This is a genomic window from Pantoea sp. EKM103V, assembly GCF_011800365.1.
Classification (GTDB): domain Bacteria; phylum Pseudomonadota; class Gammaproteobacteria; order Enterobacterales; family Enterobacteriaceae; genus Pantoea; species Pantoea anthophila.
The window spans coordinates 1-23815 of the sequence record NZ_JAALFQ010000007.1 but is presented as its reverse complement, the minus strand read 5'-3'; the positions used below and the strand labels follow the sequence as shown (position 1 = coordinate 23815).

23 protein-coding genes are annotated in these 23815 nt (G+C 56.1%); 15 read left to right on the top strand and 8 right to left on the bottom strand.

Annotated features, from left to right (window positions below):
• Window positions 1-8 precede the first annotated feature (8 nt).
• The 13 genes from bamA (at window position 9) to HFD97_RS14585 (ending at window position 16160) form a co-directional block, all read left to right on the top strand.
• Window positions 9-2420 (top strand): outer membrane protein assembly factor BamA, encoded by a 2412-nt coding sequence (bamA, locus tag HFD97_RS14645; protein WP_167432157.1) that lies wholly within the window; start codon window positions 9-11, stop codon window positions 2418-2420.
• Window positions 2421-2527: 107 nt separating this feature from the next.
• Entirely contained in the window at window positions 2528-3025 is a 498-nt protein-coding gene (gene skp, locus HFD97_RS14640; RefSeq protein WP_003852644.1) for a molecular chaperone Skp, read from the top strand.
• 3 nt (window positions 3026-3028) lie between these two features.
• Complete coding sequence (gene lpxD / locus HFD97_RS14635) at window positions 3029-4054, top strand: UDP-3-O-(3-hydroxymyristoyl)glucosamine N-acyltransferase (RefSeq protein WP_058958057.1); 1026 nt, start codon at window positions 3029-3031, stop codon at window positions 4052-4054.
• Between the two features lie 152 nt (window positions 4055-4206).
• Complete coding sequence (gene fabZ / locus HFD97_RS14630; protein ID WP_009091980.1) at window positions 4207-4662, top strand: 3-hydroxyacyl-ACP dehydratase FabZ; 456 nt, start codon at window positions 4207-4209, stop codon at window positions 4660-4662.
• 3 nt (window positions 4663-4665) lie between these two features.
• Window positions 4666-5454 (top strand): acyl-ACP--UDP-N-acetylglucosamine O-acyltransferase, encoded by a 789-nt coding sequence (lpxA, locus tag HFD97_RS14625; protein WP_009091978.1) that lies wholly within the window; start codon window positions 4666-4668, stop codon window positions 5452-5454.
• Between the two features lie 3 nt (window positions 5455-5457).
• Window positions 5458-6606 (top strand): lipid-A-disaccharide synthase, encoded by a 1149-nt coding sequence (lpxB, locus tag HFD97_RS14620; protein ID WP_046101262.1) that lies wholly within the window; start codon window positions 5458-5460, stop codon window positions 6604-6606.
• Window positions 6599-7225, top strand: coding sequence for a ribonuclease HII (gene rnhB / locus HFD97_RS14615; RefSeq protein ID WP_046101263.1), 627 nt, complete (start codon window positions 6599-6601; stop codon window positions 7223-7225). Before lpxB ends, rnhB begins: the two co-directional genes overlap by 8 nt.
• 31 nt (window positions 7226-7256) lie before the next feature.
• Window positions 7257-10739: a DNA polymerase III subunit alpha gene (gene dnaE, locus HFD97_RS14610; RefSeq protein ID WP_167432156.1), complete on the top strand. Its 3483-nt coding sequence runs from the start codon at window positions 7257-7259 to the stop codon at window positions 10737-10739.
• 12 nt (window positions 10740-10751) lie between these two features.
• The gene (gene accA, locus HFD97_RS14605; RefSeq protein ID WP_009091971.1) at window positions 10752-11708 is read left to right on the top strand and encodes an acetyl-CoA carboxylase carboxyl transferase subunit alpha; all 957 of its coding nucleotides are present in this window, start codon (window positions 10752-10754) and stop codon (window positions 11706-11708) included.
• Window positions 11709-11876: 168 nt separating this feature from the next.
• The gene (locus HFD97_RS14600; RefSeq protein WP_046101264.1) at window positions 11877-14027 is read left to right on the top strand and encodes a lysine decarboxylase LdcC; all 2151 of its coding nucleotides are present in this window, start codon (window positions 11877-11879) and stop codon (window positions 14025-14027) included.
• Between the two features lie 66 nt (window positions 14028-14093).
• Window positions 14094-14483 (top strand): VOC family protein, encoded by a 390-nt coding sequence (locus tag HFD97_RS14595; protein WP_167429112.1) that lies wholly within the window; start codon window positions 14094-14096, stop codon window positions 14481-14483.
• Window positions 14484-14535: 52 nt separating this feature from the next.
• Window positions 14536-15855, top strand: coding sequence for a tRNA lysidine(34) synthetase TilS (tilS, locus tag HFD97_RS14590; protein ID WP_167432155.1), 1320 nt, complete (start codon window positions 14536-14538; stop codon window positions 15853-15855).
• Window positions 15852-16160, top strand: coding sequence for a cytochrome c (locus HFD97_RS14585; protein ID WP_046101267.1), 309 nt, complete (start codon window positions 15852-15854; stop codon window positions 16158-16160). Before tilS ends, HFD97_RS14585 begins: the two co-directional genes overlap by 4 nt.
• Window positions 16161-16200: 40 nt before the next feature.
• On the opposite strand, the gene rof is transcribed toward HFD97_RS14585, so the two are convergent.
• Entirely contained in the window at window positions 16201-16461 is a 261-nt protein-coding gene (gene rof, locus HFD97_RS14580) for a Rho-binding antiterminator (protein ID WP_009091965.1), read from the bottom strand.
• Window positions 16451-16648: a YaeP family protein gene (locus tag HFD97_RS14575; RefSeq protein ID WP_009091964.1), complete on the bottom strand. Its 198-nt coding sequence runs from the start codon at window positions 16646-16648 to the stop codon at window positions 16451-16453. The genes rof and HFD97_RS14575 overlap by 11 nt, the downstream gene beginning before the upstream one ends.
• Window positions 16649-16865: 217 nt before the next feature.
• Here HFD97_RS14575 and arfB point away from each other — a divergent pair, with 217 nt between their 5' ends.
• A complete protein-coding gene (arfB, locus tag HFD97_RS14570) occupies window positions 16866-17276 on the top strand; it encodes an alternative ribosome rescue aminoacyl-tRNA hydrolase ArfB (protein WP_009091963.1) in 411 nt (136 codons plus the stop codon).
• A gap of 80 nt (window positions 17277-17356) precedes the next feature.
• Here arfB and proS read toward each other — a convergent pair whose 3' ends face one another.
• From proS to metN, 6 genes are all read right to left on the bottom strand, one after another.
• Complete coding sequence (gene proS, locus HFD97_RS14565) at window positions 17357-19075, bottom strand: proline--tRNA ligase (protein WP_009091962.1); 1719 nt, start codon at window positions 19073-19075, stop codon at window positions 17357-17359.
• An 89-nt stretch (window positions 19076-19164) separates the two neighbouring features.
• Window positions 19165-19869, bottom strand: coding sequence for a tRNA (N6-threonylcarbamoyladenosine(37)-N6)-methyltransferase TrmO (tsaA, locus tag HFD97_RS14560; RefSeq protein WP_111208495.1), 705 nt, complete (start codon window positions 19867-19869; stop codon window positions 19165-19167).
• Complete coding sequence (gene rcsF / locus HFD97_RS14555; protein WP_009091960.1) at window positions 19866-20264, bottom strand: Rcs stress response system protein RcsF; 399 nt, start codon at window positions 20262-20264, stop codon at window positions 19866-19868. Before rcsF ends, tsaA begins: the two co-directional genes overlap by 4 nt.
• A 128-nt stretch (window positions 20265-20392) precedes the next feature.
• Window positions 20393-21208 carry a MetQ/NlpA family lipoprotein gene (locus HFD97_RS14550; protein WP_167432154.1) on the bottom strand — a complete coding sequence of 272 codons (816 nt, stop codon included), beginning with the start codon at window positions 21206-21208 and terminating at the stop codon, window positions 20393-20395.
• 31 nt (window positions 21209-21239) lie between these two features.
• On the bottom strand, window positions 21240-21893 hold the full coding sequence (locus HFD97_RS14545) for a methionine ABC transporter permease MetI (protein WP_009091958.1): 654 nt from the start codon (window positions 21891-21893) through the stop codon (window positions 21240-21242).
• A complete protein-coding gene (metN, locus tag HFD97_RS14540; RefSeq protein WP_111208494.1) occupies window positions 21886-22917 on the bottom strand; it encodes a methionine ABC transporter ATP-binding protein MetN in 1032 nt (343 codons plus the stop codon). Before metN ends, HFD97_RS14545 begins: the two co-directional genes overlap by 8 nt.
• A gap of 189 nt (window positions 22918-23106) precedes the next feature.
• Here metN and gmhB point away from each other — a divergent pair, with 189 nt between their 5' ends.
• Window positions 23107-23667, top strand: coding sequence for a D-glycero-beta-D-manno-heptose 1,7-bisphosphate 7-phosphatase (gene gmhB / locus HFD97_RS14535; RefSeq protein ID WP_167432153.1), 561 nt, complete (start codon window positions 23107-23109; stop codon window positions 23665-23667).
• The last annotated feature ends 148 nt before the right edge of the window (window positions 23668-23815 follow it).

The following is a 23815-nucleotide window of genomic DNA, read 5'->3' as shown; positions in this document are numbered from 1 at the left end:
TAATAACGATGGCGATGAAAAAGTTGCTCATAGCGTCGCTGCTGTTTAGCAGCGCCACCGTTTACGGTGCAGACGATTTCGTGGTGAAGGATATTCATTTCGAAGGGCTGCAGCGAGTCGCCGTCGGCGCGGCTCTGCTGAGCATGCCAGTTCGGGTTGGCGATACGGTGAATGACGATGATGTCAGAAACACCATTCGCTCACTGTTCGCGACTGGCAACTTTGAGGATGTTCAGGTCCTGCGAGACGGTACAACGCTGATTGTCCAGGTCAAAGAACGTCCTACCATTGCCAGCATTACCTTCACCGGTAACAAAGCGGTGAAAGAGGATCAGCTGAAACAGAATCTGGAAGCCTCCGGTGTGCGTGTCGGCGAAGCGCTTGACCGCACCACGCTCTCTTCTATCGAAAAGGGCCTGGAGGATTTCTACTACAGCGTCGGTAAATATACGGCCAACGTGAAAGCGGTGGTCACGCCACTGCCGCGTAACCGTGTCGATCTGAAGCTGGTCTTTACGGAGGGTGTCTCTGCCAAAATTCAGCAGATCAACATCGTCGGTAACAAGGCGTTCAGTTCTGATGAATTGATCTCCCGCTTCCAGCTGCGCGATGAAGTGCCATGGTGGAACGTGGTCGGCGACCGTAAATACCAGAAACAGAAACTGGCCGGTGACCTCGAAACCCTGCGCAGCTTCTATCTGGATCGCGGCTACGCCCGCTTTAACATCGATTCGACCCAGGTCAGCCTGACGCCGGATAAAAAAGGCATCTACATCACGGTCAACATCACTGAAGGCGATCAGTACAAAATCGCCGGCGTGATCGTGAATGGCAGCATGGCAGGCCACTCAGCAGAGATTGAACATCTGACCAAAATTCCGGCAGGCGAGCTCTATAACGGCGCCAAAGTCACGAAGATGGAAGATGACATTAAGAAACTGCTGGGCCGCTACGGCTACGCCTATCCGCGCGTCGTGACACAGCCTGAAATCAACGATGCTGACAAGACCGTCAAACTGCACATCAACGTCGATGCCGGTAACCGCTACTACGTGCGTCATGTTCGCTTTGAAGGTAACGACACCTCAAAAGATGCGGTGCTGCGTCGTGAAATGCGTCAGATGGAAGGGGCCTGGCTGGGCAGCGACCTGGTCGAGCAGGGCAAAGAGCGTCTGAACCGCACCGGTTACTTTGAAAACGTCGATGTGGATACTCAGCGCGTGCCGGGTTCACCGGATCAGGTGGATGTGGTCTACAAGGTTAAAGAGCGCAACACCGGGACCTTCAACTTCGGCGTCGGTTACGGCACCGAGAGTGGCGTAAGCTTCCAGGTCGGGGTCACGCAGGATAACTGGCTGGGCACCGGTAATACCGTCGGCATCAGCGGCACCAAAAATGATTACCAGACCTATGCCGAGTTCTCGCTGACTGACCCTTACTTCACCGTGGATGGGGTGAGTCTGGGTGGTCGTGTGTTCTATAACGACTTTAAAGCGGACAATGCAGACCTCTCTGACTACACCAACAAGAGTTATGGTCTGGATGGGACGCTGGGCTTCCCGGTTAACGAAAACAACACTCTGCGTGTCGGTCTGGGCTATGTCCACAACGACCTCTCTAACATGCAGCCGCAGGTGGCGATGTGGCGTTATCTGGATTCAGTCGGCAAGCCGCAGCAGAAGGATGACAAAGGCGAATTCTCTGCTGATGACTTCACCTTCAACTACGGCTGGACCTACAACACGCTGGACCGTGGCTTCTTCCCGACGGCGGGTAACCGCACCAACCTGAACGGTAAGGTGACGATTCCTGGCTCAGACAACAGCTTCTACAAGGCCACGCTGGACACCCAGCAGTATGTGCCGATTAACCAGGATCACACCTGGGTGCTGCTGGGTCGTGGTCGTGTGGGTTACGGCGATGGTCTCGGCGGCAAAGAGATGCCGTTCTATGAGAACTTCTACGCCGGTGGTTCCAGTACCGTTCGTGGCTTCCAGTCCAATACCATTGGTCCGAAGGCTGCCTACTACAATAACAACTCGTCGAATTGCCGCCTGGCCGATCCGGATGGCATCTGTAAGTCTGACGATGCGGTCGGCGGAAACGCCATGGCGATTGCCAGCCTTGAGCTGATCACGCCAACGCCGTTCCTGAGCGAGAAGTATGCCAACTCGGTACGTACCTCGGTGTTTGTCGATACCGGTACCGCATGGGATACCCACTGGGAAAACACGGCCGAAACTCGTGCGGCGGGCATTCCGGACTACAGCGATCCTAACAATATCCGCGTTTCAAGCGGTGTTGCGCTGCAGTGGATGTCACCGCTCGGCCCGCTGGTGTTCTCTTACGCCCAGCCGATAAAGAAAGTGGATGGAGACAAGTCAGAGCAGTTCCAGTTTAACATTGGTAAAACCTGGTAATGTTCTGAGCATGGATGCATAGCTGAAGTCTTGCTGCCGGACAGCGCAGGCTGTTCCGGGGCAAACACTGTGTCGCTGACACAAACGTTGATGGTAAGGAGTTTATAGTGAAAAAGTTGTTGTGTGCCGCAGGTCTGGGTCTTGCTTTAGCGGTTTCCGCTGGTGTTCAGGCTGCTGACAAAATTGCAGTGGTAAACGTGTCCAGCATTTTCCAACAGTTACCGCAACGTGCGACTGTTGCTAAACAGCTGGAAAATGAGTTCAAAGGCCGTGCAACTGAGCTGCAGAGCCAGGAACGCGATCTGCAAACTAAAATGCAGCGTTTACAGCGTGACGGCTCTACCATGAAGGCCAGCGAACGCAGCCGTATGGAAAAAGATGTCATGTCTCAGCGTGAAGCTTTCTCTTCAAAAGCCCAGGCCTTTGAGCAGGATAACCGCCGTCGTCAGATGGAAGAGCGTAACAAGCTGCTGAGCCGCATTCAGGACGCCGTGAAGAAAGTCGCTGACAGCGATGGTTACGATGTCGTGATCGACGCGAACGCGGTGGCTTATGCATCAAACGCAAAAGACATTACTGCTGACGTGCTGAAACAGGTTAAATAATTCATGGCATCTATTCGACTGGCTGATTTAGCCCAGCAGTTGGATGCAGAATTGCACGGAGATGGCGATATCGTCATCTCCGGCATTGCTTCTATGCAATCCGCCACAACTGGCCAAATCACATTTCTTGCAAACAGCCGTTACCGCGAGCAACTCGCCCTGATAAAGGCTTCAGCCGTGGTGCTGACGGAAGCGGATCTGGAGTGGTGCAATACGGCAGCGCTGGTGGTGAAAAATCCCTACCTGACCTATGCGCGTATGGCACAGATACTCGATACCACCCCCCAGCCCGCGCAGAATATCGCGCCCAGCGCGGTGATCGACCCTTCAGCCCGACTCGGCAACAACGTCGCGATTGGCGCTAACGCCGTAATCGAAGCGGATGTGGAGCTGGGCGACAACGTGGTGATCGGCGCAGGCTGCTTTGTGGGCAAAAAAACCCGCATCGGTCGTGGCACCCGTCTCTGGGCCAACGTCTCCGTTTATCATGAGATTCAAATCGGCCAGGATTGTCTGATTCAGTCAGGCACCGTCATCGGTTCTGATGGCTTCGGCTATGCCAACGATCGCGGTAACTGGGTGAAAATCCCGCAGTTAGGCGCGGTAATTATCGGCGATCGGGTGGAAATTGGTGCCTGCACTACCATCGATCGCGGTGCGCTGGATAACACTCTGATAGGCAATGGTGTTATCATAGACAACCAGTGCCAGATCGCTCACAACGTAGTTATTGGCGACAATACTGCGGTTGCAGGCGGTGTGATCATGGCGGGTAGTTTGAAAATTGGACGTTACTGTATGATTGGCGGTGCCAGCGTCATTAACGGCCATATGGAAATCTGTGACAAAGTCACCGTGACCGGTATGGGCATGGTCATGCGTCCTATCACAGAGCCTGGCGTCTATTCCTCAGGCATTCCGCTGCAACCCAACAAAACCTGGCGCAAAACTGCAGCGCTGGTGATGAACATCGATGACATGAGCAAACGCTTAAAAGCCATCGAGCGCAAGGTCGGCAAAGACGACTGACCGCCATCCCAAAACTGACCGGCTTTCATAATAAAAATGTTAAGCAGGGAAGCCCGGCGCCACAGAACCTATTTGCGGCCTGCGGAAGATCATTTTGATCTGTGCAGGCCGTGTTATTGATGTCATCAGATTTTTAGGACAGGAAGAGTATTTTGACTACTGAAACTCATACTCTGAAAATTGAAGAGATTTTAGAGCTGCTGCCGCACCGCTATCCGTTTCTGCTGGTAGACCGCGTGCTGGAATTTGAAGAGCACAAATACCTGCGTGCAGTGAAGAACGTTTCTGTTAACGAACCGTTTTTCCAGGGGCATTTCCCTGGTAAACCGATTTTTCCTGGCGTTCTTATCCTGGAAGCGATGGCGCAGGCCACCGGTATTCTGGCGTTTAAAAGCGTAGGTAAACTGGAGCCAGGTGAACTCTATTATTTTGCCGGTATCGACAACGCCCGCTTCAAGCGCCCTGTGGTACCAGGCGACCAGATGATCATGGAAGTCACTTTCGAGAAAACCCGCCGTGGTCTGACCCGCTTCAAAGGCGTGGCGACTGTCGACGGTAAAATCGTTTGTGAAGCGACCATGATGTGTGCCCGCAGCCGGGAGGCATAATTCGTGATTGATCCAACCGCCACTATCCATCCCAGTTCTGTCATCGAAGAGGGCGCGGTTATCGGCGCCCGCGTTCACATTGGCCCGTTTTGCTTTATTGGCGCGAATGTGGAGATCGGTGAAGGAACGGTACTGAAGTCACACGTTGTGGTGAACGGCCACACGCGTATCGGTAAAGATAACCAGATCTATCAGTTCGCCTCTATCGGCGAAGTGAACCAGGATCTGAAATATGCCGGTGAGCCAACACGGGTTGAAATCGGCGATCGCAACCGCATCCGTGAAAGCGTGACGATTCATCGCGGCACCACTCAGGGTGGCCATGTCACCACGGTGGGCAGCGATAATCTGCTGATGGTCAACGTTCATATTGCGCACGACTGCGTCATCGGTAACCGCTGTATCTTCGCCAACAACGCGACCCTGGGTGGTCACGTCACGGTCGATGATTTCGCCATTATTGGCGGCATGACAGCAGTGCATCAGTGGTGCACTATTGGTGCGCACGTGATGGTGGGTGGCTGTTCCGGCGTGGCGCAGGATGTGCCGCCTTACGTTATTGCGCAGGGCAACCATGCCACGCCGTTCGGGATCAACATTGAAGGCCTCAAGCGCCGTGGATTCAGCAAAGAGTCGTTGCACGCGATCCGCAACGCCTACAAGTTGCTCTATCGCAGCGGCAGAACGCTGGAGGAAGTGAAGCCGGAGATTGAAGCGCTTGCGCAGCAGCATAGCGAAGTGCAGCCTTTCTACGATTTCTTTGCCCGTTCAACCCGTGGATTAATTCGTTAATTCATGTCAGCGCGTCCTCTAACGATTGCCCTGGTCGCCGGAGAAACCTCCGGCGATATTCTTGGTGCAGGTCTGATTCGAGCCCTGAAAGCGCGCCATCCCGACGCGCGTTTTGTCGGCGTAGCCGGTCCGCTGATGCAGGCGGAAGGGTGTGAAGCCTGGTATGAGATGGAAGAGCTGGCGGTCATGGGCATTGTGGAGGTGCTGGGACGTCTGCGCCGTCTGCTGACGATCCGCCGCGATCTCACCCGGCGCTTTACCGAACTCCAGCCCGATGTGTTTGTCGGGATCGATGCGCCTGACTTCAATATTACGCTGGAAGGCAACCTGAAACGCGCCGGTATCCGTACCATTCACTACGTCAGTCCCTCTGTCTGGGCATGGCGTCAGAAGCGCGTCTTCAAGATTGGTCGTAACACCAATCTGGTGCTGGCCTTCCTGCCGTTTGAAAAAGCGTTCTACGATCGCTTTAATGTTCCCTGCCGTTTTATCGGTCATACCATGGCGGATGCGATGCCGCTGCACCCTGACAAACAGGCTGCGCGTCGTCACCTGGGAATTGCCGATGATGCGCTCTGTCTGGCCCTGCTGCCCGGCAGTCGTGGCGCAGAAGTTGACATGCTCAGCGCCGATTTTCTCAAAACAGCCCGGTTACTGCGCCGTCACTATCCGGCGCTGGAAATCGTCGTTCCGCTGGTTAACGCCCGCCGGCGCGAACAGTTTGAGAAGATAAAAGCCGAAACGGCTCCCGACCTTCCTGTGCATCTGCTGGATGGTCAGGGACGCGAGGCGATGATCGCGAGCGATGCCGCACTTCTGGCGTCGGGCACTGCTGCGCTGGAGTGCATGCTGGCAAAATGCCCGATGGTGGTGGGGTATCGTATGAAACCGGCGACCTTCTGGCTGGCGAAACGGCTGGTGAAGACCCCCTATGTTTCGCTGCCCAACCTGCTGGCAGGGCGGGAACTGGTGAAAGAGTTACTGCAGGATGAGTGTCAGCCTGAAGCCCTGGCCGCGGCGTTAGATCCGCTGCTGCATGCCGGGCCTGAGCGCGAAACCCTGCTGCAGACGTTCAATGAATTACATCAACAGATCCGCTGGAACGCTGATGAACAGGCGGCGGATGCGGTACTGGAGCTGGTGAATGCCTGATTTTATCTATCCTGCCGCCACGCTGATTGCCGGTGTGGACGAAGTCGGGCGCGGCCCGCTGGTTGGCGCGGTCGTTACGGCGGCGGTGATCCTCGATCCGGCCAACCCGATTACCGGGCTGGCGGACTCGAAGAAGCTGTCGGAAAAACGCCGGCTGGCCCTGTTTGACGAAATTAAAGAGAAGGCGCTGGCGTGGAGCCTGGGCCGGGCAGAACCGGAAGAGATTGACCAGCTGAATATCCTGCATGCGACTATGCTGGCGATGCAGCGTGCGGTTGCTGGCCTCTGCATTCAGCCTGACTATGTGCTGATCGACGGTAATCGCTGCCCGGCGCTGCCGATGCCGTCGCAGGCGGTAGTAAAAGGGGACAGTCTGGTCGCTGAGATCAGCGCCGCTTCTATCATTGCCAAGGTCTCCCGCGACCGTGAAATGGCTGAACTCGATCTGCTGTTCCCGCAATATGGCTTTGCACAGCACAAAGGCTATCCGACGGCGCTGCACATGGAAAAACTGACGCAATATGGCGCGACCCCGCACCACCGTCGCAGTTTTGCTCCTGTCCGCAACGCGCTGATCGATGCGGACGTACTGGCCGCCAGCCAGCCCCATACGCTTTAATAGCCTGACGCTGTTTTAACCGGAAACTGATATGGCTGAACCCCGTTTTATACATCTGCGCGTCCACAGTGACTATTCGATGGTTGATGGCCTGGCGAAAACCGGGCCGCTGATCAAAAAGGCGGCTGCGCTCGGCATGCCCGCGATTGCGATCACCGACTTCACTAACCTGTGTGGCCTGGTGAAATTCTACGGCGGGGCGCACGGCGCAGGGATAAAACCGGTTATTGGTGCCGATTTTAAGGTCGCCAGCGAGCTGATGGGGGATGAACTCACGCAGCTGACCGTGCTGGCGGCGAACAATACCGGCTATCAGAACCTGACGCTGCTGATCTCCCGCGCCTATCAGCGTGGCTATGGCGTGGACGGGCCGATTATCGATCGCGACTGGCTGATGGAATTGCAGGAAGGGTTAATCCTGCTGTCAGGCGGACGCCGCGGAGATGTCGGCCGCAGCCTGCTGCGCGGTAACAGCGCGCTGGTTTCACAGTGCCTCTCTTTTTATCAGCAGCATTTCCCTGACAGATACTATCTGGAACTGATTCGCACCGGCCGTCCGGATGAAGAGAGCTACCTGCACGCGGCGGTGGAGCTGGCGATTGCCGAAGGCATTCCGGTGGTCGCGACCAACGAAGTCTGCTTTATCAATGAAGAGGATTTCGACGCGCATGAAATCCGCGTGGCCATCCATGACGGCTATACGCTGGATGACCCCAAGCGTCCGCGCAACTACAGTCCTCAGCAATATATGCGCAGCGAAGCGGAGATGTGCGAGCTCTTCTCGGACATCCCGGAAGCGCTGGAAAACAGCGTAGAGATTGCTAAGCGTTGTAACGTCACGGTCCGGCTGGGCGAATACTTCCTGCCGCAGTTCCCGACCGGTGATATGACCACGGAAGATTATCTGGTCGCGAAATCCCGCGAGGGGCTGGAAGAGCGTCTGGTGTTCCTGTTCCCGGACGAAGCTGAGCGGCTGCAGAAACGCCCGGAATATGATGAGCGTCTGGAGGTTGAACTCAATGTAATCAACCAGATGGGCTTCCCGGGCTACTTCCTGATCGTGATGGAGTTCATCCAGTGGTCCAAGGATAATGGCGTGCCGGTCGGGCCGGGTCGTGGTTCCGGTGCCGGCTCGCTGGTGGCCTATGCGCTAAAAATTACCGATATCGATCCGCTGGAGTTTGACCTGCTGTTCGAACGTTTCCTGAACCCGGAACGTGTCTCAATGCCCGACTTTGACGTCGATTTCTGCATGGAGAAGCGTGACCAGGTGATTGAACACGTCGCGGACATGTACGGGCGCGAAGCGGTTTCACAGATCATCACTTTCGGCACCATGGCGGCGAAAGCGGTTATCCGCGACGTTGGCCGCGTGCTGGGTCATCCTTATGGTTTCGTGGATCGCATTTCCAAACTGATCCCGCCCGATCCCGGCATGACGCTGGAAAAAGCCTTTATTGCTGAACCGCAGCTGCCGGCCATGTATGAGGCGGATGAAGAGATCAAAGCGCTGATCGACATGGCGCGTAAGCTGGAAGGGGTCACGCGTAACGCCGGTAAACATGCCGGTGGCGTGGTCATCGCGCCAACGAAGATCACCGATTTTGCGCCGCTCTACTGCGATGAGCACGGTCAGTTCCCGGTGACCCAGTTCGATAAAAATGATGTGGAGTATGCCGGCCTGGTGAAGTTCGACTTCCTGGGGCTGAGAACGCTGACCATCATCGACTGGGCGCTGAAGATGATTAACCCGCGCCGGGAAAAGCAGGGGCTGGAGCCGATCGACATCGCCTCTATCCCGCTGGATGACAAGAAAAGCTTCGATATGCTGCAGCGCTCGGAAACCACCGCGGTATTCCAGCTTGAATCGCGCGGCATGAAGGATCTGATCAAGCGTCTGAAGCCCGACTGCTTTGAAGATATGATCGCACTGGTGGCGCTGTTCCGTCCGGGGCCGCTGCAGTCCGGCATGGTGGATAACTTCATCGACCGTAAGCATGGTCGTGAAGCGATCTCCTATCCCGATATCCAGTGGCAGCATGAAAGCCTGAAACCGGTGCTGGAGCCCACATACGGCATCATTCTTTATCAGGAACAGGTGATGCAGATCGCCCAGGTCCTCTCCGGGTATACCCTGGGTGGCGCAGATATGCTGCGTCGCGCCATGGGGAAAAAGAAACCGGAAGAGATGGCCAAGCAGCGTTCCGTTTTCCGTGACGGTGCAGAAAGCATGGGCATCGACGGCGAACTGTCGATGAAGATCTTCGATCTGGTAGAAAAATTTGCAGGCTATGGCTTTAACAAGTCACACTCTGCGGCTTATGCACTGGTCTCTTACCAGACGCTGTGGCTGAAAGCGCACTATCCGGCAGAGTTTATGGCCGCGGTAATGACCGCCGATATGGATAACACCGAGAAGGTGGTAGGCCTGGTCGATGAGTGCTGGCGGATGGGACTGAAGGTGCTGCCGCCCGATATCAACTCCGGCCTCTATCCCTTCCATGTGAATGACGCAGGTGAAATTGTTTACGGTATCGGTGCGATAAAAGGGGTCGGTGAAGGCCCGATCGAAGCGATCATTGATGCGCGAAACGAAGGCGGTTACTTCCGCGAGCTGTTTGACCTCTGCGCCCGAACCGACACCAAAAAGATCAACCGTCGGGTGATGGAAAAACTGATCATGTCCGGGGCCTTCGATCGCCTGGGGCCGCATCGCGCCGCGCTGATGAGTGCACTCGGCGACGCGTTAAAAGCGGCCGATCAGCACGCGAAGGCGGAGGCGATTGGCCAGGCAGATATGTTCGGCGTGCTGGCGGAAGAGCCGGAGCAGGTGGAGAAATCGTACGCCAGCGTCACGCGATGGCCGGAGCAGGTGCAGCTGGATGGCGAACGGGAAACCCTGGGGCTCTACCTGACCGGGCACCCGATTAATCAGTATCTGAAAGAAATTGAGCGTTACGTTGGCGGGGTGCGGCTGAAAGATATGCATCCAACCGACCGGGGGAAAATTACCGTGGCGGCCGGTCTGGTGATCGCTGCACGGGTAATGGTCACCAAACGCGGCAACCGAATTGGTATCTGTACTCTGGACGATCGTTCTGGTCGTCTTGAGGTGATGTTATTTACCGATGCGTTAGATAAATACCAGCAGCTGCTGGAGAAAGACCGAATCCTGATCGTCAGTGGACAGGTCAGCTTTGATGACTTCAGTGGTGGCCTTAAAATGACCGCTCGTGAAGTTATGGACATCGACGAAGCTCGCGAAAAATACGCGCGCGGACTTGCTATCTCGCTGACGGACAGGCAAATTGATGACCAGCTATTAAACCGACTCCGTCAGTCCCTGGAACCTCATCGATCAGGGACGATTCCGGTGCATCTCTACTATCAGAGAGCCGACGCGCGAGCGAAGCTGCGCTTTGGGGCAGCGTGGCGAATTTCGCCCAGCGATCGTTTACTTAACGATCTGCGCTCGTTGATCGGATCGGAGCAGGTGGAACTGGAGTTTGACTAGAACAGGAACATTATGAGTCTTAATTACCTGGATTTTGAACAGCCAATTGCAGAACTCGAAGCGAAGATTGATTCGCTGACTTCAATTGGTCGTCAGGATGATAAACACGTTAATCTGGATGAAGAAGTTCAGCGCCTGCGCGAGAAGAGCGTTGAGCTGACCCGTAAAATCTTCGCCGATTTAGGCGCATGGCAGATCGCTCAACTGGCGCGCCATCCTTTGCGTCCTTATACCTTTGACTACGTCCGCAACGCGTTCGACGATTTCGATGAGCTGGCGGGCGACCGTGCTTATGCGGATGACAAAGCGATTGTTGGCGGTATTGCGCGTCTGGATGGACGTCCGGTGATGATCATCGGGCACCAGAAAGGCCGTGAAACCAAAGAGAAAATTCGCCGTAACTTCGGCATGCCAGCACCGGAAGGCTATCGCAAAGCGCTGCGCCTGATGGAGATGGCTGAGCGCTTCAAAATGCCTGTCATCACCTTCATCGACACCCCGGGTGCTTATCCGGGTGTGGGCGCGGAAGAGCGCGGGCAGTCTGAAGCGATTGCGCGCAACCTGCGTGAAATGTCTGGCCTGAAAGTACCGGTCATCTGTACGGTCATCGGTGAAGGCGGTTCAGGTGGTGCACTGGCCATCGGCGTGGGCGATAAAGTGAATATGCTGCAGTACAGCACCTATTCCGTTATCTCGCCTGAAGGCTGTGCCTCTATTCTGTGGAAAAGTGCAGATAAAGCGCCGCTGGCTGCGGAAGCGATGGGCATTACCGCTCACCGTCTGAAAGAGCTGAAGCTGATTGACTCCGTAATCCCGGAGCCGCTGGGTGGCGCGCATCGCCGTCCGGTCGACATGGCGCAGTCTCTGAAGCAGCAGCTGCTGGCCGATCTGGCCGAACTCGATGGGTTAAGCACTGAAGAGCTGCTGGATCGTCGTTATCAGCGTCTGATGAGCTACGGCTACGCCTGATAAGTGCACTTCCATAAAAGCGGACTCCGGTCCGCTTTTTTTATGCCTGCACTTTCCCTCAACACGCTCACTCGCCGCTTTCAGTTTCCTCCTGGCTCCGCCTCGCTACACCTTACGGGGGTTAGCGGTTATGCTTGACCGGTTCCACCACAATCAGGGAGACAGGCATTGAATATTCTGGCGATCATGGGCGCGCACGGCGTGTTTTACAAAGATGAACCGTTACGCGAACTCGACGCGGCGTTAAATCTGCAGGGCTTCCAGCTGCTTTACCCGAAAAACAGTGACGATCTGCTGAAACTGATCGAACACAACCCGCGTATCAGCGGCGTTATCTTCGACTGGGATGCGCACAACAGTCCCGAACTGTGCGGAGAGATTAATCAGCTAAACGAATACCTGCCTCTGTATGCCTTTATCAATACCCACTCGCAGATGGATATCAGCATCAATGAGATGCGTATGCCGCTGCACTTTTTTGAGTATGCGCTGAATGCCGCCGAGGATATCGCGCTCCATATCCGGCAATACACGGATGACTATCTTGACCACATCACGCCGCCGCTGACCAAAGCGCTGTTCACCTATGTGAAAGAGGGCAAGTACACCTTCTGCACGCCGGGCCATATGGCGGGCACCGCGTTTCAGAAGAGCCCGGTCGGCTGTCTGTTCTACGATTTCTTCGGTGCTAACACCCTGAAATCAGACATCTCGATTTCGGTGACCGAGCTGGGTTCGCTGCTTGACCACACCGGGCCGCACCTGGAAGCGGAAGAGTATATCGCGCGCACCTTCGGCGCTGAGCAGAGCTACATGGTGACCAACGGCACCTCGACCTCAAATAAAATTGTCGGGATGTATGCCGCTCCGGCGGGCAGCACCGTGCTGATCGATCGCAACTGCCACAAATCGCTGACCCATCTGCTGATGATGAGCGATCTGATCCCGATCTGGCTGAAGCCGACCCGCAATGCGCTGGGGATCCTTGGCGGCATCCCGAAGCAGGAGTTCACCCGCGACGCGATAGCGCATAAAGTGGCATCGACTGACAGAGCCACCTGGCCGGTGCATGCGGTCATTACTAACTCCACCTATGATGGGCTGCTCTACAACACCCAGTACATCAAAGAGACGCTGGCTGTGCCGTCGATTCATTTCGACTCCGCCTGGGTGCCTTACACCAATTTCCACCCGATTTATGCGGGCAAAAGCGGCATGAGCGGAGACCGTATTCCGGGCAAGGTGGTCTATGAAACGCAGTCGACCCATAAACTGCTGGCGGCGTTCTCTCAGGCATCCATGATCCACATTAAAGGCGACTACGACGAGCAGACGTTTAACGAAGCCTACATGATGCACACCACCACCTCGCCTAACTACGCCATCGTCTCCTCTATTGAAACCGCTGCCGCCATGCTGCGCGGCAATCCGGGTAAGCGTTTGATCAATCGCTCGGTCGAACGCGCGCTTCATTTCCGCCGCGAGATCCAGCGGCTGCGTGAAGAGTCTGACAGCTGGTTCTTTGACATCTGGCAGCCGGAACAGGTTGACGAAGCGCAGTGCTGGCCGATCCAGCCGGGCGACGAAGCGTGGCATGGATTCACGCAGGCCGATCGCGATCACATGTATCTCGATCCGATCAAGGTGACAATCCTGACGCCGGGCATGAGCGAATTGGGGGAGATGGCGGAAGAGGGGATCCCGGCAGCGCTGGTGGCGAAGTTTCTGGACGAGCGCGGCATCGTGGTGGAGAAAACCGGCCCCTATAACCTGCTGTTCCTGTTCAGTATCGGCATCGATAAAACCAAGGCGATGAGCGTGCTGCGCGGGCTGACCGAATTTAAACGCGCCTACGATCTGAATCTGCGGGTGAAAAACATGCTGCCGGATCTCTACGCAGAGGATCCCGACTTCTATCGCAATATGCGTATTCAGACCCTGGCGCAGGGGATCCATCAGCTGATCCGCCATCACGATCTGCCGCGTCTGATGCTGCAGGCATTCGACGTGCTGCCTGAAATGAAGATGACACCGCATCAGGCGTTTCAGCAGCAGGTGAAGGGCAACATTGAAACGGTGGATATCAGTGAGCTGGTCGGTCGGGTTTCGGCCAACATGATCCTGCCCTATCCGCCGGGCGTTCCCCTGGTGATGCCGGGAGAGATGATCACTGAGAAGAGTCGCGCGGTGCTCGATTTCCTGCTGATGCTGTGCAGCATTGGCCGGCACTATCCGGGGTTTGAAACCGACATTCACGGTGCCAGCCTGACGGAAGAGGGCGAATACCGTGTGCGCGTGCTGAAAAACGACCCGGCATAAATTTTTAAATTTTATCAGCGGCGGGATGCCTGACTCAGGTATCCTGCCCGAATCAGGATATTCAACATGTTGCAGTTAAACGCTATTCACCACATCGCCATCATCGCCTCTGACTATCCGCGCAGCAAAGCCTTCTATTGCGATGTGCTGGGCTTTCGACTGATGGGCGAAGTTTACCGCGAAGCGCGCGACTCCTGGAAAGGCGATCTCGCGTTAGGGGATCGCTATACCATTGAGCTTTTCTCTTTTCCTGAACCCCCTGCACGGGTCAGTCATCCCGAGGCGTGCGGCCTGCGCCATCTGGCCTTTACCGTGCCGGATGTGGCCGCCGCGGTGGCGACGCTGGCTGAGAAAGGTGTGATCTGCGAGCCGATTCGCATTGATGAACTCACGGGTAAACCCTGTACTTTCTTTGCCGACCCGGATGGTTTGCCGCTGGAGCTCTATCAGGCGTAAACTAGCGCGCTCGGCGGGCGACATTCAGTGGCCCGATATTCTGGATTCTGCGATGTCTTTGCCCGCTTTTGACTCACTGCTGCAACCGGACGCTGCCCTGGTGGTCGCGTTCAGTGGCGGACTTGACTCCACCGTGCTGCTGCATCAGCTTCGCGACTGGCAGCAGCAGCATCCTCAGTCGCGTCTGCGGGCGCTGCATGTTCACCACGGACTCAGCCCGAATGCTGACCGCTGGGCGGCCCACTGCCAGGCGATATGCGAACAGTGGCAGCTGACGTGTGACGTGCTGCACGTCACCGTTGACGGCAGTGAAAAGGGCATTGAGGCGGCGGCACGCACCGCCCGTTATCAGGCGCTGGGCGCGGCGCTGCAGCCGGGCGAACAACTACTGACGGCGCAGCATCTCGACGATCAGTGTGAAACCTTTTTGCTGGCGCTGAAGCGCGGCAGCGGTCCGGCAGGGCTGGCGGCCATGCCCGCAGTGCGCAGGCTGGGTTCCCATCGGCTGTTACGTCCTCTGCTTAATCAGTCACGACAGTCGCTTGAAGCCTATGCTCATGCCCATCAGCTGGTGTGGATCGAAGACGAGAGTAATCAGGATCTGCGCTACGACCGTAACTTTCTGCGTCAGCGGCTGCTGCCTGAACTCTCTCAGCGCTGGCCCCACTTTGCTGAGGCGACCGCCCGAAGCGCAGCCCTGTGCAGTGAGCAGGAGCAGCTGCTGGATGAACTTCTCGCCGGAGAGCTGGCTGAGCTCGTCCAGCCGGATGGCAGTCTGCACTTTCCGCCGCTGATGACGATGAGTGAGCCGCGCGCTAACGCCTTACTGCGTCGCTGGATCGCCGGGCAGGGCGGAGCGATGCCCTCCCGCGACGCGCTGCAGCGCATCCGCAATGAGGTGATGGCGAGTCGTGAGGATGCGCAGCCTCGTCTGCGATTCGGACAGGCGGAACTGCGGCGATACCGGCAGCAGCTCTACTGGCTGCCGGTGCGCAGTTCGCTGCGCGACACGGTGCTGACGTGGCCTGAACGCACCCAGCCGCTGACGCTGCCGCAAAGCCTCGGCACGCTGCGTGCCAGCCAGGCGCAGAGCCTGTTGCGCCATCCGCAGCCCGATGAGCAGGTCAGCGTGCGATTTCACGCGCAGGGCCAGGTGCATCTGGTGGGGCGGGAAGGGGGACGGGAGATGAAGAAGCTCTGGCAGGCACTGCATATTCCTCCATGGCAGCGCGAGCGGCTGCCGCTAATTTTTTATAATCAGACGCTGGTCTGTGTTCCGGATCTCTTTATCACCCGGGAGGGTGCGGCATGCGATGAGCAGGGCTGGCAGATTGTCTGGGACAGGACCGCCTGCACAGGAGCTGAACAATGAAAACATGGCTGATCGGCGCCCTGATGGCCGCTGTATTACCGGCCTGGGCCGCGGGAGATGCGCAGCGTGGCGCAGAGAAAGCGGGCAGCTGTATGGCCTGTCATGGCGCGGAAGGCAAAGCGACCGTGCCGCTTTATCCCAGTCTGGCCGGGCAGCACGCCCCGTATCTTGAACATGCGCTGCAGGCTTATAAAAAGGGCGAGCGCAGTGGCGGTCAGGCTGAGGTCATGAAGGCGTTTGTTGCGGGATTAAGTGATGACGATATGGCGGATCTGGCGGCGTATTACAGTTCGCTGCAGCCCTGAGTGTGACAGGGGCGGGGATGTCCCGCCCGGAAGGAGTGAATTACTCTGCGCTGACAACCACCGTGCCCAGCTCGGGATGGGTAAAGCTGGCGATGTGGTCGAGACGTAACTCGCGATGTTCACCGGAGAGATCGATAGCCAGATATTCCACGTTCTTACGTGAAAAAATCTCTTTCGCCTTTGCCTTCAGCTGCTCGCCATCTTTCATGTCCAGTGACAGCATCCAGTTTTTCTGACAGGCGAGTTCCAGGTTATCGTAATCATCGCAATTGATGGGGTGGTACGCTTCATTAATCAACATAGTCGCTCACCAATAAGTTAGCAGCGGCGTAGGCCGCCTGTTCCCTGACAGAAGAGTTTAGCTCACTATTTGCGGCAATATCATCAAGTGCCTTCAATGCGCAGCCAATCGCATCCGGTATGTAACCTAAATCTCCGCTACCGATTTCGGCATATTTGCGGCGAACTAACTCACAATAATTTTGCACATGATCCTCCTCGGCAGAGCGTAGATACTCTGATTAACTGGCGACTATACCATAGCCATTTACAGGAAATCAGCCTGCGTAAAGCAGGAACAGCACGTAAAACACTGCTAAAGTGACAGATTCCGCTGGCTGCCGCGCAACGCAGGATCGCACAAAAGGTTAAGTTGATGAACAGGTTATCAGAGGTAAAGGTCATGAAGCAGGGGAGAGGAGAGCGATGATTATGCTGTCCCGTTCGGTTGAGATCCCGGACAGTGAGATTGAGCTGACGGCGATACGCGCTCAGGGAGCGGGTGGGCAACATGTCAATAAAGCCAGCACGGCTATCCATCTGCGTTTTGACATTGCCGCCTCTTCACTGCCCGCCTTCTATAAAGAGCGGCTGCTTACCGCCAGCCATCATCTGATCACTGCTGAAGGCGTCGTGGTGATCAAAGCGCAGGAGTACCGCAGTCAGGAGATGAATCGCGAAGCCGCGCTGCAACGGCTGCTCAATCTGATCCGCGAACTGAGCACGGTCGAAAAAGTGCGTCGCGCCACGCGGCCGACCCGCGCGTCAAAAGAGCGACGACTGGAAGGAAAAGCGCGCCGCAGCAGTACCAAAGCGATGCGCGGCAGAGTGCAATAAAAAACGCCCCGCAGGCGGGGCGTTTGAGTGCTTATACCTTCAGGGGCGGGCCGCGAAGAGTTCCAGCCCGCGGTGAGAACTTACTTATTCAGCGCCTTCAGCAGGAAATCGACGATCTCATCCTGCTTAATCATCTGCTTCTCACCGGCACGACGTGATTTGTACTCAATCTCCTGATTATCGAGATTGCGATCGCCAATGACGATGGTGTGTGGCACACCGATCAGTTCCATATCAGCGAACATCACGCCCGGACGCTCTTTACGGTCATCCAGAATCACGTCGACGCCTTTCGCGCGCAGTGTGGCATACAGCTCTTCCGCCAGCTCTTTCACCCGGAAGGATTTCTGCATATTCATGGGCAGAATCGCGACCTCAAACGGAGCCAGTGCCGCCGGCCAGATGATGCCGCGCTCGTCATGGTTCTGCTCGATCGCTGCAGCGACAACACGGGTGATGCCGATACCGTAGCAGCCCATGCTCATTATCTGGTTGCGGCCATCTTCGCCCTGAACAGAGGCTTTCAGCGCGTCCGAATATTTCGTGCCGAGCTGGAAAATGTGACCCACTTCGATGCCGCGCTTAATCTGCAGTGTGCCTTTGCCATCCGGGCTCAGATCGCCTTCAACCACGTTACGGATATCCGCAACGCTGGCCAGCGGCAGATCGCGCTCCCAGTTAATGCCGAAGTAGTGCTTACCATCGACGTTAGCACCGGCGCTGAAGTCACTCATCTTCGCGACGGTACGGTCTGCGATGATCGGCATCTGCAGGCCGACCGGCCCGATTGAACCCGGACCTGCACCCACTGCCGCGCGAATCTCTTCTTCAGTCGCGAAGACCAGCGGTGACGCTACGATAGCTGACTTCTCTGCTTTGATTTCGTTCAGCTGATGATCGCCACGAACCAGCAGGGCAACCAGCGCATGACCGCTCTCTTCCGCCCCTTTAACAATCAGCGTTTTCACGGTTTTCTCAACCGGCACATCAAATTGCTCAACCAGCTCCGCGATGGTTTTTGCGTCTGGCGTCTCAACCAGCTGCATCGCCTGCGACGGCGCAGCGCGTTCACCGGCTGGTGCGACGGCTTCGGCCAGCTCGATGTTGGCGGCGTAATCAGAATCGGTTGAGAAGATCACATCGTCTTCGCCGCTCTGGGCCAGCACCTGGAACTCGTGTGATGCACTGCCACCAATAGAGCCGGTGTCGGCCTGTACGGCACGGAAATCCAGGCCCATACGGCTGAAGATCTGGCTGTAGGCGCGGTACATCGCATCATAGGTTTCCTGCAGCGATTCCTGCGACACGTGGAAAGAGTAGGCATCTTTCATGGTGAATTCGCGCGAACGCATCACGCCAAAGCGCGGACGCACTTCGTCACGGAATTTGGTCTGGATCTGATAGAGGTTCAGTGGCAGCTGCTTATAAGAGCTCAGCTCATTACGGATCAGGTCAGTGACCACCTCTTCATGCGTCGGACCCAGCACAAACGGACGCTCGTGACGGTCGGCAATACGTAACAGCTCCGGGCCATACTCCTCCCAGCGACCGCTCTCCTGCCACAGGTCGGCAGGCTGCACGACCGGCATTAAAATCTCAACCGCACCCGCGTTGTTCATCTCTTCGCGCACGATGTTTTCGACTTTTTTCAGCACGCGAACCCCGGTCGGCAACCAGGTGTACAAGCCAGAAGCCAGTTTGCGGATCATACCGGCGCGCAGCATCAGCTGGTGGCTGATCACTTCGGCGTCGGAAGGCGTCTCTTTCTGAGTAGAGAGCAGATATTGAGTAGTACGCATTGATTACGGTTCCAGTTGATCGGAAAGTCACAGACAGAAATTTGCTGGCGGCTAGTGTACCAGTGAGATCACTGGCTCAAAAGCGGGTTTTAACGCGGGTCGATAGCGATCACTTCTGTCCCGGCATCGTCAATGCGCCAGCGTACATTAAAATCCATCAGCCAGGCCGCATATTCCCGCTCCTCTGCCTGGCCCTGACGGTAAGCGGGACGGGGATCCTGCGCCAGCACGTCACGGATAAAACGCGCCAGATGGGGATAGCGGGCATGCTGTTGCAGCTGCTCCTGCGCCAGCGCGGAGAAGCGCACCGGCATCGTGGCCGCCGGTGCTGCCTGGGCAAATCCCGCCCGGGCTTCGGGCAGCGCTTCGGCAAAAGGCAGATAGGGTTTGATATCCACGATGGGGGTGCCATCGACCAGATCCAGACTGCCAAGCTGCAGGATCACCTGCTGCTTCTCAAGCCTGATCTCTTTCAGCTCGACCAGCGACATGCCAATCGGGTTGGGACGAAACGTTGAACGGGTTGCAAAGACACCCATGCGCGCATTGCCGCCCAGTCGGGGAGGGCGAACCGTGGGACGCCAGCCGCCTGCCATCGTCTGATGAAAGACAAACAGCAGCCAGAGGTGACTGAACGCTTCCAGTCCGCGAACCGCTTCCGGCTGATTGTACGGGGGCAGCAGGTGCAGTTCTCCGCCGCCATCCTGCACCAGGCCTGGCTGACGCGGCACGGCAAACTTCTCTTTCCACGGCGAGCGGATGACCCCAATCTGCGCAAAGGTGAATTCACTCATTGATTGCTGACTTTCAATGCCGAGCCCTGACACACCGCCTGACGGTAGCACCCTGGCGTACCCGTCACGATTTCACACTTGTGCAGCAGCACCGCATTGGCTTTCATCTGTGACGCCCGGATCTGCAGACGTTTACGGGCCGTGGCGATGTTAGCGGGCGAGTTCTGATTGCTGATCTGGCAATCTTCAGCAGAGACTTCACCCAGATCGCGGAACGGTTTGCTGACCAGATCGGCGGCATCCGTGTAGAGCTTAACCGGTGCGGGGCGGGCAGCGGGTTTGCGGGTCGGTTCAGTGGAGTGCTGCGGCCTGGACGGTGCGCTGGTTATCGGGTGATACTCATGAACACACCCTGTCAGCATCAATGCTAACAAGCCGAGCGGTAAAAAACGCATGGCAACATCCTCAGGTTTCCAAAAGTGGCGTTATTGAAACAAGGACAGGAATAAATAACAAGTCGGGCAGGGCAGGCTGTAACAGAAAGGGCGGCATAGCGCCGCCCCCGGGGAGAATGTCGGCTGACTTACCAGCCTTTAACTGCACCGCCGTTAAAGACTTTGTTGGCGGCTTCGTTAACTTCGTCAGACTGGTAAGCCTGAACGAACTTCTTCACGTTTTCCGCATCTTTGTTATCTTCGCGCGCGACAATCAGGTTCACATAAGGTGAATCTTTATCTTCGACGAAAATCCCATCTTTAGTCGGGGTCAGGCCGATCTGGCTGGCATAGGTGGTATTGATGACCGCCAGGGCGATCTGCTGATCGTCCAGTGAGCGGGGCAGCTGTGGCGCTTCCAGCTCAACAATTTTCAGATGCTTTGGATTCTCAGTGATATCCAGCGAGGTTGGCAGCAGGCCTGTGCCCTCTTTCAGTTTAATCAGGCCGGCTTTCTGCAGCAGCAGCAGCGAACGTCCCAGGTTAGTCGGATCGTTTGGAATCGCGATCTGAGCGCCATCCTGTAACTCATCCAGCGATTTGATCTTTTTCGAGTAGCCCGCAATCGGGTAAACGAAAGAGTTACCGACGGAAACCAGTTTGTAGCCACGATCTTTGATCTGCTGATCCAGATAAGGTTTGTGCTGGAAGGCGTTAACGTCGATATCGCCTTTGCTCAGTGCCTCATTCGGCAGAACGTAATCGTTGAAGGTAACCAGCTCAACGTCCAGACCATACTTATCTTTCGCGACTTTCTGCGCGGCTTCAGCAACCTGCTGTTCAGCGCCGACAATCACGCCCACTTTGATGTGGTTCGCATCTTTCTCTTTTTGATCGCATCCTGCCAGCGCAATCGCGCCAATCAGTGCACCCACAGCGGCAATTTTTTTGAATTTGAAAGACATATCCTTTCCTTAATAATGTGATATTGCTGGCTTACTTATGGGACACAGCACGTACGATGCGGTCGCCACAGAACTGAATGAGATACACCAAAACCACTAACAACACCAATACCGTATTCATCACGGTGGCGTTATATCCGATATAACCATACTGATAACCGATCTGACCCAGACCACCGGCACCGACCGCGCCGCCCATGGCAGAGTAACCTACCAGGGTAATCAGGGTGATCGTCGCGGCGTTCACCAGACCCGGCATCGCTTCCGGCAGCAGCACCTTGCGAACGATCTGCATCGGCGTGGCACCCATGGCACGTGACGCTTCAATCAGGCCGGTAGGCAGTTCCAGCAGGGCATTTTCCACCATACGGGCGATAAAGGGGGCGGCGCCAACGGTCAGCGGGACGATTGCCGCCTGCAGTCCGATGGAGGTGCCGACGATCACGCGGGTAAAAGGAATCATCCAGACCAGTAAGATAATGAACGGAATGGAGCGGAAGATATTCACCAGCGCGGAGAGCACGCGATAGAGCCCCTGGTTCTGCAGAATCTGTCCCGGACGGGTGACATAAAGCAGAACGCCGACTGGCAGACCCAGTACAAAACCAAAAAAGCCGGAGACAAAGGTCATCATCAGCGTTTCCCACACGCCCCGTCCCAGCAACCACATCATCGCTTCAGACATAACCCAGCACCTCTACTTTCACATGATTCTCCTGCAGCCAGGCTATCGCCTCGCGGGTATCGCTTTCAGTGCCGTGCATTTCGGCCAGCATAATGCCGAACTTCACGCCGCCGGCGTAATCCATCTGCGCACTGATAATGTTGTTATTCACGTTATAACGTCGTGCGGCTTCGGAAAGCAGCGGGGCGTCAACCGATTTACCGGTAAATTCCAGTCGCAGCAAAGGCACGCTGTTCTCGGCGGCAGTGGCTGACAGGCGCTGCTGATAATCATCCGGGATATCCAGATGCAGGGTAGACTGAATGAACTGCTGAGCCAGCGGCGTCTTAGGATGCGAGAAAACCTCACTGACGCTATCTTTCTCAATCAGCTCACCCTGACTGATGACAGCCACCTGGTCGCAGATGCGCTTCACCACATCCATTTCATGGGTGATGAGCAGAATCGTCAGGCCAAGCCGGCGGTTAATGTCCTTCAACAGTTCCAGAATAGAACGGGTTGTCGCCGGGTCCAGAGCGCTGGTGGCTTCATCACACAACAGCACTTTTGGATTGCTGGCCAGCGCACGGGCAATCGCAACGCGTTGCTTCTGTCCACCCGACAGGTTCGCAGGCCAGGCATCGTGCTTATCGGCTAATCCCACCAGTTCCAGCAGTTCCGTCACGCGAGCGTTGATCTGTTCACGGGAGAGATTTCCCAGCTCCAGCGGCAGGGAGACATTGCCCGCGACGGTCCGGGAGGTCATCAGGTTGAAGTGCTGGAAGATCATGCCAATCTGACGACGGGCCTGAGTCAGCTGACGTTCGCTGAGTGCGGTCAGGTCAGCACCGTCGACCAGCACACGGCCTGATGTCGGACGTTCCAGCAGGTTAACGCACCGAATCAGCGTACTTTTACCGGCACCGGAAGCACCGATAACGCCATAAATCTGTCCGGCAGGCACGTGCAGGCTGACGTCCTTCAACGCCGAAATGGTGCGCGTACCCTGCTGGAACACTTTGGTGATATTTTCGAGTTTAATCATTAGGTTATTTATTATCGTGTTGCGTTGTCCGTGGTGTGGGAAGCCTCGTTGCTTTTATTAAGGGTAAAAGCTGGATGGATGGTAAGGCATCCAGACGTCTGAATCAATGGAAGTGATTCAATCTGACATTCTCCCTTTCACAGCAATCATGCGATACTGATCGGCAATTTTTACAGCAGGAGTTTCTACGTGGCGAATAAAGTCCCCGCTATTTTTCTTGATCGTGATGGCACCCTTAATGTCGATAATGGCTATGTCCATGAGATCGATAACTTTCAGTTTATTGACGGCACCATTGAAGCGCTGCAGCAACTGAAGGCGATGGGGTATGCGCTGGTGGTCGTGACCAATCAGTCTGGCATCGCGCGCGGTATGTTTACTGAAGACACCTTTATGCAGCTCACCGAATGGATGGACTGGTCGCTGGCCGATCGCAACGTTGATCTGGACGGCATCTATTTCTGCCCGCACCATCCCGACGCCGCCGTTGCAGAGTATCGTCAGGCGTGCGACTGCCGTAAACCTCAGCCGGGTATGCTCGTGATGGCTCAGCAAGAGCTGAATATTGATATGGCGGCTTCTTATATGGTGGGTGACAAGCTGGAGGATATGCTGGCAGGGCAGGCTGCCGGTGTCGGTACCAAAGTCCTGGTGCGTAGCGGTAAACCGGTGACCGCGGAAGGGGAAGCCGCCGCTGACTGGGTCATCGATAGCCTGGCCGCACTGCCAGCGCGCATTAAACAGGCATAAAAGGGCGCTTTTGTGCAAATTTCAGACGAACGGAAAAAAAGTCTTAATTTGCACTTGCGCTATCTGAACCGCTCCCTATAATGCGCCTCCATCGACACGGCACACCGGCAACGGGAAACGGGTTGAAGGTTCAGGAGACTGAGCCGCC